The organism is Stutzerimonas kunmingensis (genome assembly GCF_002929225.1).
Lineage (GTDB): Bacteria > Pseudomonadota > Gammaproteobacteria > Pseudomonadales > Pseudomonadaceae > Stutzerimonas.
This window is the reverse complement of record NZ_PISM01000004.1, coordinates 721,488-735,104: the sequence shown is the minus strand read 5'-3', so window position 1 is coordinate 735,104 and position 13,617 is coordinate 721,488. Positions and strand designations below refer to the sequence as shown.

Below are 13,617 nucleotides of genomic sequence, written 5' to 3'. Positions count from 1 at the left end.
AGCCGTTCGCTTCAGCGCTTCGCCTCGATCCGTGCGACTCGCTCCAGCCAACCCGACTCCAGGCGTGGCTGGTCGGTATCCATGTTCCGAGCCTCCATCGCCTCGCGGTGACGGTCAATCTCGGCAACCGAATCGCTGAGGCCGCTGGAGTTGCCATCGAGCCGATGCATCTGCGTCAGCCCCAGGTGATAGAAGCGCAGCAGCTTCATCGCATCCGGATCGCCCGCACTTACGCCTGCCTTGACCTGGTGCATCATGTTGGTCACACGCATCAGGCTGCGCTTGAGCTGCCAGCCGTATACCGCTGCGGCCATCCACGGCTGCTGCCAGTACAGCCACCTGACGATTCCGATCGTCAGCGCCAGTCCGGCCACGACACCAATGATGTTCAGCCGCAGGTTGTCGCCACCGGGCTCACCGAACAGCGCCACGGCAAGGGTCGACAAGCCCATGGCGAGGACGGCAAAGGTCGCGGCGACGATCAGCGTGCTGCGCCGGGTCTGCTGGCGATAGGTTTCGGGGCTGAGCGGAACGATCTCGAATAGCACCACAGGGCGATGTCCTTGGCTGAGGCGGAAGATGAGCGGTGGCCATTATCACCTCAATCGGCGAGCGATGACTGACGCAGCGCAGTTTCTTCCAGGACCCGGCTATGCTGGAGCCGTCCCAACAGGAGAACCCCATGCGCCGCCTCGCCACGCCCGCCGATCAGCAGCGGGTCTACGACATCTACATGCACCCGGACGTGGTGCCCTACCTGGGCTTCGATCCCATGCCGCGCGAGCACTTCGGCAAGGTTTTCGAGCCGCTGTTCGAAAGCGCCAGCTTCTATGTCTTCGAAGACGACGGCATGGTGCAGGGCTTCTATAAGGTGCAGCGCCACCTGGGCCGCGCCGCCCATGTGGCCTACCTCGGCACCCTGGCCGTCGCGCCCGAGGTCAGGGGCAGCGGCCTGGCGCGACGGATGATGCGGGACGCCCTCGACAGGCTGGCCGCCAGCGGCATTCGTCGTGTGGAATTGACGGTGGAAGCGGACAACCCGCGGGCGATCGCCTTCTACGAGCACTTCGGTTTCGTCTACGAAGGCACGCAGCGCGCCGCTTACAAGCGCAGCAGCGACGACGGCTTCGTCGACGAACTGATGTATGGACTGTTGCTGGGACCCGGGCGGGTCCCAGCGTAGGTACTGCGCGGCAGATCAGCCCTTGAGCTTGCTGGTGATCTTCGCCACGTGCTCGCCCTGGTAGCGTGCGATGGCCAGTTCCTTTTCCGAAGGCTGACGCGAGCCGTCGCCGCCGGCGATGGTCGTGGCGCCGTAGGGCGTGCCACCGTTGGTTTCGGAGATGTCGAAGAACTCGCTGATGCCATAACCGGTCGGCACGATGACCATGCCGTGGTGTGCCAGGGTGGTCCAGGTCGAGGTGATGGTCATCTCCTGCCCACCGCCGGTGCCGGTCGAGGCGAACACGCTGGCGACCTTGCCGTGCAGCGCGCCCTTGGCCCAAAGGCCGCCGGTGCGGTCGAGGAAGTTGCGCATCTGTCCGGACATGTTGCCGAAGCGGGTCGGGGTGCCAAAGATGATTCCGTCGTAGTCCGGCAGCTCGTTCGGATCGGCGATATCGGCTGGCTGATCGACCTTGCCGCCGGCGTTGCGGAAGGCGTCTTCCGGCATGGTTTCCGGCACGCGCTTGATCGTCACCTCCACGCCCGGCACGCGGCGCGCGCCTTCGGCGACGGCATTGGCCATCGTTTCGATATGGCCGTACATGGAGTGATAGAGCACGAGAATCTTCGCCATCTTGCTTTCCTCTTTCGGTGGGTGAGTCTGAATTAAGGGTGGATGGGATAACGCGCCAGACGGGTCGTTCCGACAGCAGGCGTCAGAGCGACTCGACCAGGACAACTTCGCTGTCTGCCACGGCCCTGATGCTCAGCCGTGTCTCATCACGCACGGCCACGCCATCGCCGGCGGCGACAGCAAGTCCGTTGATCTCGATCTGGCCGCTGGCCGGCACCAGATACACCCGGTGCCCGGCAGCAATTTCGTAGTCGGCGCTCTGCCCTGCTGCAAGCGTAGCCGCTGCCAGCCTGGCTTCAGCACGAATCGGCAGCGCCTCGTCATCGCCGGACAGGCCACTGGCGAGCGTGACGAAGGCGCCGGCGCGCTCGCCGGTGGGGAACTGGCGAGTGCCCCAGGCCGGCGGCAGTCCGGTCTGCTGCGGGTGAATCCAGATCTGGAAAATGCGCGTTTCCACATCCTCCAGGTTGTACTCGCTGTGCACGATGCCGGTGCCGGCGCTCATCACCTGCACATCGCCGGCGACGGTACGGCCGCGGTTACCGAGGCTGTCTTCATGAGTGATGGCGCCCTGGCGGACATAGGTGATGATTTCCATGTCGCGGTGCGAGTGCGGCTCGAAGCCCGATTGCGGCGCGATGCTGTCGTCGTTCCAGACGCGCAGGCGGCCCCAGCGCATGCGCTCGACATCGTGATAATCGGCAAAGGAAAAATGGTGGCGCGCGTTCAGCCAGCCGTGCTGCGCATGACCAAGCTGGGCATATGGACGTCGTTCGATCATCTCGCTCTCCGCAGATGGGACACCGGGCAACCCGGCGAATGAGGGAGATGATCCATTCAATCCGATCAACAATGTCTGCAATTTTCCGCCAATAACTATCGAATAAATCGATAATCAGGCAGGCCGACTATCCCGGTGAAAGCGGCGCGGCGGCCGGGTCTATTGCCCGCAGCGCGTTTACCTGCGACAAAGCGCTCCCTTTCTTCAGCTTTCAGGAAGCGCATGAATGAACGATGAATTGCGGGTCGAAGACATTCAGCTCGGCGACGGTAAGGCGGTGGTCAAGGGCGCGCTGATCACCACCCAGTACCGCGGCACGCTGAGCGATGGGACGGAGTTCGACAGTTCTTACGCGCGCGGCAAACCCTTCCAGTGCGTCATCGGCACCGGCCGGGTGATCAAGGGCTGGGACATCGGGCTGATGGGCATGCGGGTCGGCGGCAAGCGGCGGCTGTTCGTGCCGGCGCAGCTGGGCTATGGCGAACGCCAGGTCGGCGCGCATATCCCGCCCAATTCGGATCTGCACTTCGAGATCGAACTGCTGGAAGTGCTGACGCGCGACGACTGATCGCCCTTTCTGGCGGCCCTGCGGACCGCCAGAAAGTCGCGCGTATCAGGCCTCGCCCGCGAGGTCCGGGCGCGCCACGCCGTGGGGATACTGCTCGCGGTAGCGTGCCAGCCAGACGGCCCCGGCCGGATCTTCCCAGGCGTGACGGTGCAACAGCGCCATGCCATCCGGATCGTTCAGCAGGCGCCAGCGCGCCGCCTCGGCATCCGCGCCGTCCGGGCCGACCGCCAGCACCTGACCGAGGCGCTGCTCGCGCAAACGCTCGGCGCCAGTGACCACCCTGGCATGCCGGGCGCGCGCCATGGCACAGACCAGCGCGTTGTACAGCGGATCGACCACCGCCACGAGGAAGCCATGGCGCAAGGCAACCGCCTGGTTCTGCTGCTGGTACAGGTCGGTATTGGCCAGCTCGGTGGGCGGTGCGTATTCCTCCGGGATCAGGAACAGCTTGCTGCGCCGCGCGGCCAGGCCGAGACCGGTACGGCTGGTGATCACCGAAACCGGCGCCGAGAGGATCAGCGACACCACGATTGGCGCCAGCCACCAGAGAAAGGCCGCATCCAGCCAGGCAACCAGGGCCGTCCAGAGCACGCCGATGACGATCTGCGAACCATGCCGACGCAGCGCCTCGCCCCAGGGCGTGGCGTCATCGCCGCGCTGCGGCGATTTCCACTGCACCGACCAGCCGAGGAACGCCGCGGTGACGAACACGCTGTGAAAGAGCATGCGCACCGGCGCCAGCAGCACCGAGAACAGCGTTTCGATCAGCATCGACAGCAGCACCCGCAGCCGCCCACCATAGGCTTCAGCTCCCTGGATGCAGACCAGCAGCACGCTGAGCAGCTTGGGCAGAAACAGCAGTGTCATGGTCGCCGAGAACAGCGCGATGGCTTCCTGCGGGTGCCAGCGCGGCCACAGCGGGTAAAGCTGGTTCGGCTGCAGGAAGTACTCCGGCTCCATCAGCGTATGGATCGCCAGCAGGCCGGTGGACAGCAGCAGGAAGAGAAACCACAGCGGCGCCGACAGGTAGGACATCACCCCGGTGAGAAACACCATGCGATGCACCGTGTGTACTCCGCGCACCATGAACAGGCGGAAGTTCATCAGGTTGCCGTGGCACCAGCGACGATCACGCTTGAGTTCGTCGAGCAGGTTCGGCGGCAGCTCCTCGTAACTGCCCGGCAGGTCGTAGGCGATCCACACGCCCCAGCCGGCGCGGCGCATCAGCGCGGCTTCGACGAAGTCGTGGGAGAGGATCGCCCCGGCGAACGAGCCGGTGCCGGGCAACGGCGCCAACGCGCAGTGCTCGATGAACGGCTTCACGCGAATGATCGCGTTGTGGCCCCAGTAATGCGATTCACCCAGCTGCCAGAAGTTGAGCCCGGCGGTGAACAGCGGACCGTAGACGCGCGTGGCGAACTGCTGCAGCCGCGCATAGAGCGTGTCCATGCCCGACGCCTTGGGCGCGGTCTGGATTATGCCGGCGTTGGGGTTGGCCTCCATCAGTCGCACCAGGCTGGTCAGGCATTCGCCGCTCATCACGCTGTCGGCGTCCAGCACCACCATGTAGCGGTAGCTGCTGCCCCAGCGACGGCAGAAGTCGTCGATGTTGCCGCTCTTGCGCTTCACGCGGCGCCGGCGGCGACGGTAGAAGATGTGACCGAAGCCATCCACCGCACGGCACAACTCGACCCAGGCCTTCTGCTCGGCAACACAGGTGTCGGGGTCGTTGCTGTCGCTGAGCACGAAGATGTCGAAATGCTCGAGCTCACCGGTTGCCTTGAGCGACTCGTAAGTCGCGCGCAGGCCGGCGAACACACGCGGCACGTCCTCGTTGGCAATCGGCATCACCAGCGCCGTACGCGCCTCGGCCGGTATCGGTTCGGTGCCGGGGCTGCTGGCCGAGATGCTGTAACGGTCCTTGCCGCGAAGTAGCTGGAAGAAGCCCATCAGCGCGGTCCAGAAGCCCACCGAGACCCAGCAGAACAGCAGTGCGAAGAGCAGCAGGATGCTGGTCTGCACCACATAGGGAAGGATCTGCCGGGCCGATTCGGACAGCGGCTGGACGAACACTTCCTGCATGTCGACCAGGAACCAGCCCTGGTAAGGCAGCACCGCCTTCATCTGCCAGGTGGCAAAGGCGGTCTGGCCGAGCATCAGCACCAGCAGTGCCGCACGGCGCAGCGCCGCGACCCGGCGCCAGCGCGCCTCGTCGAGCGGCTGCGGACTGGGCTCGAAGTGACGCCGCGGCGGCGTGCGGCCCAGCATCCGGCGCCAACCGCGGCGCAGAATATTGGTATGCCAGGGCTCCGGCACCATGCGTGTGCGCACGATCGGCGGGGTCGACTGCACATAGGCGCGGCCCTGGTGGTCCTCGGCGATCACGCCGGCGCGGTCGAACAGATCGCCCCAGCCCAGCCGCAGTCGCGCGACCACCGAGTCGAGCAGACGCCGCGACGGGCTGCGCTGCGCGCTGGTCTCGGCAGACAGTTCATCATGCAGCGCGAACAGGCCGCCCCGCTCGGCCGCCTGCCGGTATCTGGCCGGGTCCTCGGTTTCGTTCAATGCCAGGCCGTCGCAATAGTTTTGCGTCAGACCATTCACTGCATGCTGCTCATTCATGGGGAGGAATCTGGTAGGTCCAGGTTTCGGAAAGGGTCTTGTCGCCATCGACCAGCGCCGCACGCATCTCGACCGGGCGCGCCGGGTCGCGAACCTTCACGCGCAGCGTCAGGCGCCAGCCCTTGGTGACGGTGTTGTAGCGCAGGTTGTTTTCCACCAGCTCGGCATTGTCATCGACGCTGACGCGCGTGCTGACCGGCGCATCCTCGGCGAGCTTCTCCAGCACCGGCCCGACGAAGTCCACGACCAGCGCCGTGCTGCCGTCAGGCTGGCGGATCAGGTTGGCCTGCTTGACGTCGCCGGTGGAGATACGGGTCTGCTGCACCCACGCCAGCTCAGGATCGTGCAGGCTCGGTTCGTCCATGGAAAAGTGCAGGCGGTATTCCAGATCCAGCGACTGGCCGGGCTCCGGCTGCTTTTCCGGGGACCAGAAGGCGACGATGTTGTCATTGGTCTCGTCAGGCGTCGGGATCTCGATCAGCTCAACGTGGCCCTTGCCCCAGTCGCCGCGGGTTTCCACCCAGCCGCTCGGGCGCAGCTCGTAGCGGTCGTCCAGGTCTTCGTAACGGCCGAAATCGCGAGTGCGCTGCATCAGCCCGAAGCCGCGCGGGTTCTCCACGCTGAACGCACTCACGGCCAGCCGCTTCGGATTGTTCAGCGGACGCCAGATCCATTCGCCACTGCCGGCATGAATCGCCAGACCCTCGGAGTCATGCAGTTGCGGACGGAAGTTGGTGACATTGCTCGGCTGGTTGGCGCCGAACAGGAACATGCTGGTCAGTGGCGCAATCCCGAGCTTGCCGACCTGCTCGCGGAGAAACACCTTGGCCTGCACGTCCAGCGTGCTGTCCTTGCCCGGCGTCAGCACCATTTGATAGGCGCCGGTGGCGCGCGGCGAATCGAGCAGCGCGTAGATCACCAGGTTGCGCCGATCAGCCTGCGGCCGCTCGACCCAGAATTCGCGGAACCGCGGGAACTCCTCGCCCACTGGCAGTGCCGTGTCGACCGCCAGCCCGCGCGCGGAGAGCCCGTACCACTGGCCCTTGCCGATGATGCGGAAGTAGCTGGCGCCGAGCAGGGTCATCACCTCGTCCTGCTTGTCCTTCTTGTTCAGCGGATAGAGCACCTTGAAGCCGGCGAAGCCCAGCCCCTCCAGCGAGGCCGGGTCGATGTCGACACCGCCGAACTCGAACATCGACGGGTCGTAGCGAATCTCGCGCACTTTCGTCGCGGTGATTTCATTGATGCGCACCGGCGTGTCGAAGTGCATGCCCTGGTGATAGAACTGCAGATGGAACGGGGTTTCGACGTCCTTCCAGTAGGCATGCTCCGGGTTGAAGCGCACGCGCTGGTAGTCGGCGAATGCCATCTTGCGGAATTCGTCGGGCAGGTTGCTCACCGGCTCCTCGTAACCGCTGGCAGCCAGTTCCTGAGCCCGCTTGGCCACATCGTCGAGGCTGAACGCCAGCGCACTGCCGGCCATCAGCATGCACAGGCCACCCGCCAGACCGGCCAGCATGCGCGCCGGCTGATTCCCCGTGTTCCATTGAAAAATGCGTAACACACCGCCTCCGAATTACACGTTTGTGCAGAGTCCGCTCTGCTTCGCTGTTTCTGATCGCCTACAACCCACGTATTCCGCCGCTTTGCTCTACAGCGCGGCAGCGATCGCGGGCTGGATGCAGATCGCCATACAGAAAAAAGTCTTACAACAACTCGAATCGCGCGCTTTGCACCGACCGCGAGTCGAGCCCCAACTGGACCTCGAACTCGCCGGGCTCGGCCACGTAGTCGAGTCGCGCGTCAGGAAACTTCAGATCGCCCTCGCCCAGTTCAAAGCGCACTACCCGCGACTCGCCTGGCTCTAACATGAGCTTTTCGAAGCGCTTGAGTTCCTTGACCGGGCGCACGCTGGAGCCGACCAGATCCTGCAGATACAGCTGCACTACCGTCGCGCCGGCGCGTGCTCCAGTGTTCTTTACCGTTACGCTGACCTCCAGAATCTGGCCGCGTTTCAGCTGATGTCGTGAAAGCTGCGGCTTCGCCAGCTCGAACTCGGTGTAGCTCAGGCCATAACCGAACGGGTACAGCGCACCGTTGGGTTCTTCGAAATACTGCGAGGTGTAGTTGCCGGGGCGACCCTCGACGTAGGGTCGGCCGAGTCGCGGGTGGTTGTAGTAGGTCGGAATCTGGCCAACCGAGCGCGGAAAGGAGATCGGCAGTTTGCCGGACGGGTTGTGCGCACCGAGCAGCACCTCGGCAATCGCGTGCCCGCCCTCGGTGCCGGCGAACCAGGTTTCCAGCACCGCATCCGCGTTGTCCTTGACCCAGCCCAGTTGCAGCGGCCGGCCATTCATCAAAACCACCACCAGCGGTTTGCCGGTGGCAGCCAGCGCTTCGAGCAGTGCCTGCTGGCTGGCCGGCAGCGTAAGGCTGGTACGGCTGGAGGATTCGTGGGACATGCCGCGTGACTCGCCCACCGCCGCGACGATCACGTCAGCCTCGCGCGCTGCACGCACGGCCTCGTCGATCATCGCCTGCGGCGGGCGCGGGTCCTGCGTCACTTCCGGGCGATCCCAGTTGAGAAAGTTCAGGTACTCGATCAGTCGCGGATCGTCGGTGACGTTCGCGCCACGAGCATGAATGACCCGGCCGGAATCGCCCACTGCAGCCTCGAGTCCCTGGCGCAGCGTCACCGTCTGTGCCGCCACACCGGCCGCCGACCAGCTGCCGAGCATGTCAACGTGGGAATCGGCCAGCGGGCCGACCAGCGCGATGGTCGCGTCCTTGCGCAGTGGCAGCGTCTGTTGACGGTTCTCCAGCAGGACCAGCGAGTCACGCGCCACTTGCCTTGCCGCCTGGCGATGCAGGCGGATTTCGGCATTGACCTCGACGGGATCGTCCGCCGCCTTGCCGATACGCCGATAAGGATCATGGAACAGGCCGAGGTCGTACTTGGCACCGAGCACACGCCCCACGGCCTGGTCGATCAGCTCTATCGGCACCTCACCGCGCTCGACCAGCCCCGGCAGTTCCTGCAGATAAAGCGAGTCATGCATGCTCAGATCGATACCCGCCTCGATCGCCAGGCGCGCAGCCTCGCGCCCGTCGCGAGCCACGCCGTGGCGCAGCAGTTCGTCGATGGCGCCGTGGTCGCTGATGTTCAGCCCACGGAAGCCCCAGTCGTCGCGCAGCAGGTCGCGCAACAGCCAGCGGTTGGCGCTGGCCGGCATGCCGTTGACGGTGTTCAGCGCGATCATCACGCTGCCTGCCCCGGCGTCCACCGCGGCACGGTATGGCGGCAGATAATCCTGATGCATACGCTGCGGGCTCATGTCGACCACGTTGTAGTCGCGGCCCCCTTCCACCGCGCCGTACAGGGCGAAGTGCTTGACGCTGGCCATCACGCTGTCCGCGGCGCTCAGGCGCTCACCCTGATAGGCGCGCACCAGCGTGCCGGCGATCTGCGATACCAGGTAGGGATCTTCGCCGAAGCCTTCGGAGGTCCGGCCCCAGCGCGGATCACGGGTGATGTCGACCATCGGTGCAAATGTCAGGTCCAGGCCGTCGGCGCTGGCCTCGATGGCCGACACGCGACCGCTAAGGGCGATGGCCTCGAGGTCCCAGCTCGAAGCCAGCGCCAGGCTGATCGGGAATATGGTGCGGTGGCCGTGAATGACGTCGTAGGCGAAAAAGATAGGAACGCCCAGGCGGCTGCGCAGCGCCGCATCCTGCATGGGTCGGTTGTCGGCGCGGGTGACCGAATTGAAGGTAGCGCCGATGCGTCCGGCAGCGATTTCTTCGGCGATCCGCTCCCGGGGCATGTCACCACCGATGCTGATCAGGCGCAACTGGCCGATCTTCTCCGCCAGGGTCATGCGCTCGAGCAGGGTTTCGATCAGCGCCTGCCGGTCATCCAGCGGCAACGCGGGCTGTGCCGCACAGGGGAACGAGCCCATCGCGCTGGCAAGCAGGACAAACGGCAACAGCCTTTTCATCATCACGTTCCGCAACCCCATTCGTTGAACCGATCAGCCACACACAGACACACCCATCGCGCCGCCTGTGAAAGCCGATCGCAATGGGTTGAAGACTATTTTTAAAGTTCGATGGTGCCGTCGAGATAAAGCACGGCCTGCCCGGCCACCATCACACGATCCGCCTCGACCCGGCAGTGCAGGATGCCGCTACGTTTCGAAGCCTGCAGCGCCACCAGTTCGTTGCGCCCAAGCCGCGCGGCCCAGTAGGGAGCGAGCCCGGCATGGATGGAGCCGGTAACCGGGTCCTCGTCGCCGCCGTTGGCTGGCCAGAAGTAGCGCGAGACGAAATCCTGCTCGCTGCCTGCGGCGGTCACCACCACGTCCAGTGGGGCCAGCGTACGCAGCGCATCCAGATCGGGAGCCAGCGCCCTGACCTCGCGCTCGTCACGGTAGACGGCGAACCACGCCTGCGAGCTGCGCAGCACCGCTTCCGGCTCGCACCCAAGCCCCTGCAACAATGCCGCCGGCGGTTCGGCAACTGGTTCCGGCGCGCGGTTGGGAAAGCTCATTTCCAGCATGCCATCAGCCCGTCGCTGCACCGCCAGGTCACCCACGGCGGCAGCGCGGAAGGTCAGCGGTGCCTGAGCCAGGCCCGCTTCCAGCAGCACAAAGGCGCTGGCCAGCGTGGCATGGCCGCAGAAGTCGATTTCAGTCAGTGGCGAAAACCAGCGGATGTGAAACGCCCCGTCCGCTTCGCGTACGAAAAAGGCCGTTTCAGAAAGGTTGTTTTCGGCGGCGATGGCTTGCATCAGCTCGTCCGACAGCCAGGTTTGCAGGGGTATCACTGCCGCGGGATTGCCCCTGAAGCGCTCGGCAGTGAAGGCATCGACCTGGAACATCCGCAATTTCATGTTTGCACCCTGTGCACGGTCAAGCGACCGCCGCCTACTCTAACCGGGCTGACGGGGTGCTAGCCAGTGGTGCGTGAAGGCTGAAGGGCCCGGAATCCGTCCGGTTCACCTACTTTCGGCAGCGCCGCGTATCAGCCCAGGGCAAAGGGCAGCAGCAGCGCGATCAGGATGCCCAGCAGACTCATGCCCAGCGCGGCGAAAGCGCCGCATTCGTCACCCTCTTCCAACGCCCTCGCCGTACCGATGGCATGCGCGTTGATGCCATAGCTGAGGCCCCGCGCGGCGGGATGCTCGACACCGGCCCAGCGCAACAACAGCGGCCCCAACGCGGTGCCGATAACGCCGGTGAGCATGACGAACACCGCCGCCAGCGAGGCCAGCCCGCCGAGCTGCTCGGCCACCAGCATGGCGATCGGCATGGTCGCCGACTTCGGCGCCAGGCTCATCAGCACCGGCAGCTGCGCGCCCAGCGCCCAGGCGATCGCCAGCGTCAGCACCACGCTGAGCACGCCGCCCACAGCCAGGGTAATGACGATCGGCCAGAACAATTGCTGAATCCGCTTGAGGTGACGATGCAGCGGCACCGCCAGCGCCACGGTTGCAGGCCCCAGCAACATGGCGATCAACGAGGCACCCTCGCGGTAGCGCGCGTAGTCCAAATCCACCAGGGTGAGCGTGCCGACTACCAGCAGCATGCCGATCATCACCGGCTGCAGAACCAACCAGCCGCTACGCCGATAGAGCATCAGCGCGAGTTGGAAAGCGATCAGCGTCAGCGCCACGGCGAACAGCGGATGCACCACGACGGCCGCCCAGGCCGTGCGCCAGTCGAGAACCGTCATGCCTGATCCTCCCGCTTGAGGTCGAGCCGGCGAATCAGCCGCTGCATCAGCCAGCCGCAGAACGGCACGGTGATCAGCAACGACAGCACCAGCCCGGCGGCGATGGCCGGCAGGTCATCCAGCAGTGCGGCGCCGCTGGTCATGATTCCGGCGGCGGGCACGATCAGCAGCAGCGGCAGGTACTGCAGCAGCAGCGCCGCGGTCTTCTCCAGCGACTCGGGAATGCTGCGGCGCAGCAACAGGAGGCCGAACAGCAACAGCATGCCGATGATCGGCCCAGGCAATGCCGGCAGCAGCACCAGATTGATCAGGTTGCCGAGCAGTTGCAGCAGCACCAGCCAGGTCAGGCCCTTGAGAATCATCGGCGGTGCTCCATTGGCGGCAGGTCAGAAATCATGACGACAGCTCCTCAGTGCGTGGCAAAAGGTTTCGACTATGGCTGCGTTGGCAGCGGCGCAACAGATGCAGATTGGCACTAAAAAAGCAGATCAGCCGATCTCGAAAGGTTCCACTGATACAGGTCAACCCATTGTCCGAAGCCGTTGCAGGGCAGGCAGCCGATGCTCATCTGATCTGCATTTTGGCCGTTCATCTGAGTCTGTTATGCAGCACCACCGGCAGGGATCATCCGCTTCGCCTGAAATGCCTATGGGGCGAAGCCTAATGACCGACCGCATACCCGCGCAGATCATCGAAACCGTTGATCCCAGCCAACCGATCCGCCTGACGCCCGCGCAGAGCGGCGGGCCCATTCATACGCGCAGTTTCAGCGGCCGCTTCCGCAACCTGCGCCTGTTGGGCGGCGCCCTGCTGATGCTGCTCTACTTCGGCACCGTCTGGCTGAATTGGAACGGGCGTCAGGCGGTGCTGTGGGACCTGGACCGGCAGCAGTTCCACATCTTCGGCGCCACCTTCTGGCCGCAGGATTTCATCCTGCTCTCGGCGATCCTGATCATCGCCGCGTTCGGCCTGTTCTTCATCACCGTGCTGGCCGGGCGCATCTGGTGCGGCTACGCCTGCCCGCAGAGCACCTGGACCTGGATGTTCATGTGGGTGGAAAAGATCACTGAAGGCGACCGCCTGCAGCGCATCAAGCTCGATGCTGCACCCTGGTCCGCCGCCAAGCTGCTGCGCCGTGCCGCCAAGCACACGCTGTGGCTGGCCATCAGCCTGGCCACGGCGCTGGCCTTCGTCGGCTATTTCACCCCGGTACGCGAGCTGGTGGCCGACCTCGCCCGCTTCGAGCTCGGCGCGACCACCGGTTTCTGGCTGCTGTTCTTCACTGCTGCGACCTACATCAACGCCGGCTGGCTGCGCGAACAGGTGTGCCTGCACATGTGCCCCTACTCGCGCTTGCAGAGCGTGATGTTCGACGCCGATACCCTACTCGTCTCCTACGACACAGCCCGTGGCGAGAACCGCGGCGCGCGACGCAAGGGCAGCGACCCGCGCGCGCAGGGCCTCGGTGACTGCGTCGACTGCACGCTGTGCGTGCAGGTCTGCCCCACCGGCATCGACATCCGCGACGGCCTGCAGCTGGACTGCATCAGCTGCGGCGCCTGCATCGACGTCTGCGACAGCGTCATGGACCGGATGGGTTACGCTCGCGGCCTGCTGCGCTACACCTCCGAACGCGCGCTCAAAGGCGGCGCCACCCGCCTCTTGCGGCCGCGCCTGATCGGATATGCCGTGGCGATGACGGCGATGATCGCCGCCTTCGTCTGGGCACTGGACGCGCGGCCGCAGCTGCAGCTGGACGTCACCCGCGACCGCACGCTGTACCGCGAGAACATGCAGGGGCAGATCGAAAACATGTACCGCCTCAAGCTGATCAACAAGACCCAGCAAGCGCGCCGCTACGCGCTCGGGCTGGAAGGCGGGCCGTTCGCACTGCAGGGACCGCGCGAGATCGCCCTGGCCCCGGGCGAGATCGCCGGCCTGCCGGTCAGCGTTGCGCTGCTCGACAACGCCCGCGACTTCAGCCGCGAGCTGCGTTTCGAGGTCAGCGACCTGGCCGAGCCAAGCAGCCGGGTGAGTACACCGAGCACCTTCGTCGCCCCCATCGCGGCGCTACGCCAGTAGACTGGCCATGCCCAACCGCCACGGCCCGGACAC

12 protein-coding genes are annotated in these 13,617 nt (G+C 65.2%); 3 read left to right on the top strand and 9 right to left on the bottom strand.

Translation table 11 applies throughout. The features are described from left to right. Positions 1-11: 11 nt before the first annotated feature. Positions 12-551: a DUF3087 domain-containing protein gene (locus tag CW305_RS04520; RefSeq protein WP_104097208.1), complete on the bottom strand. Its 540-nt coding sequence runs from the start codon at positions 549-551 to the stop codon at positions 12-14. Between the two features lie 131 nt (positions 552-682). Between CW305_RS04520 and CW305_RS04515 the strand changes: the two genes are divergently transcribed. Then, positions 683-1,183, top strand: a complete 501-nt coding sequence (locus CW305_RS04515; RefSeq protein WP_104097207.1) for a GNAT family N-acetyltransferase — start codon at positions 683-685, stop codon at positions 1,181-1,183. A gap of 15 nt (positions 1,184-1,198) precedes the next feature. On the opposite strand, the gene wrbA is transcribed toward CW305_RS04515, so the two are convergent. Together wrbA and CW305_RS04505 are read right to left on the bottom strand one after the other, a co-directional pair. Further along, positions 1,199-1,798 carry an NAD(P)H:quinone oxidoreductase gene (gene wrbA / locus CW305_RS04510; protein ID WP_014820960.1) on the bottom strand — a complete coding sequence of 200 codons (600 nt, stop codon included), beginning with the start codon at positions 1,796-1,798 and terminating at the stop codon, positions 1,199-1,201. 82 nt (positions 1,799-1,880) lie between these two features. Further along, positions 1,881-2,579, bottom strand: a complete 699-nt coding sequence (locus tag CW305_RS04505; RefSeq protein ID WP_104097206.1) for a pirin family protein — start codon at positions 2,577-2,579, stop codon at positions 1,881-1,883. Between the two features lie 226 nt (positions 2,580-2,805). On the opposite strand from CW305_RS04505, the gene CW305_RS04500 reads away from it, so the two are divergent. Beyond that, positions 2,806-3,147 carry an FKBP-type peptidyl-prolyl cis-trans isomerase gene (locus CW305_RS04500; RefSeq protein ID WP_041014525.1) on the top strand — a complete coding sequence of 114 codons (342 nt, stop codon included), beginning with the start codon at positions 2,806-2,808 and terminating at the stop codon, positions 3,145-3,147. Positions 3,148-3,192: 45 nt separating this feature from the next. Here the strand turns inward: CW305_RS04500 and mdoH are convergent, their stop codons facing one another. The 6 genes from mdoH to CW305_RS04470 form a co-directional block, all read right to left on the bottom strand. After that, positions 3,193-5,769: a glucans biosynthesis glucosyltransferase MdoH gene (mdoH, locus tag CW305_RS04495; protein ID WP_181063848.1), complete on the bottom strand. Its 2,577-nt coding sequence runs from the start codon at positions 5,767-5,769 to the stop codon at positions 3,193-3,195. Continuing rightward, positions 5,762-7,288 carry a glucan biosynthesis protein G gene (locus CW305_RS04490; RefSeq protein ID WP_104097205.1) on the bottom strand — a complete coding sequence of 509 codons (1,527 nt, stop codon included), beginning with the start codon at positions 7,286-7,288 and terminating at the stop codon, positions 5,762-5,764. Before CW305_RS04490 ends, mdoH begins: the two co-directional genes overlap by 8 nt. Positions 7,289-7,475: 187 nt before the next feature. Then, entirely contained in the window at positions 7,476-9,767 is a 2,292-nt protein-coding gene (gene bglX, locus CW305_RS04485; protein WP_104097204.1) for a beta-glucosidase BglX, read from the bottom strand. Positions 9,768-9,868: 101 nt separating this feature from the next. Beyond that, positions 9,869-10,648 carry a PhzF family phenazine biosynthesis protein gene (locus tag CW305_RS04480; RefSeq protein WP_104097203.1) on the bottom strand — a complete coding sequence of 260 codons (780 nt, stop codon included), beginning with the start codon at positions 10,646-10,648 and terminating at the stop codon, positions 9,869-9,871. Between the two features lie 143 nt (positions 10,649-10,791). Beyond that, positions 10,792-11,502: an LrgB family protein gene (locus CW305_RS04475; protein ID WP_014820967.1), complete on the bottom strand. Its 711-nt coding sequence runs from the start codon at positions 11,500-11,502 to the stop codon at positions 10,792-10,794. Further along, positions 11,499-11,864, bottom strand: a complete 366-nt coding sequence (locus tag CW305_RS04470) for a CidA/LrgA family protein (RefSeq protein ID WP_014820968.1) — start codon at positions 11,862-11,864, stop codon at positions 11,499-11,501. Before CW305_RS04470 ends, CW305_RS04475 begins: the two co-directional genes overlap by 4 nt. 301 nt (positions 11,865-12,165) lie before the next feature. On the opposite strand from CW305_RS04470, the gene ccoG reads away from it, so the two are divergent. Next, the gene (ccoG, locus tag CW305_RS04465; RefSeq protein ID WP_104097202.1) at positions 12,166-13,584 is read left to right on the top strand and encodes a cytochrome c oxidase accessory protein CcoG; all 1,419 of its coding nucleotides are present in this window, start codon (positions 12,166-12,168) and stop codon (positions 13,582-13,584) included. Positions 13,585-13,617: the final 33 nt, after the last annotated feature.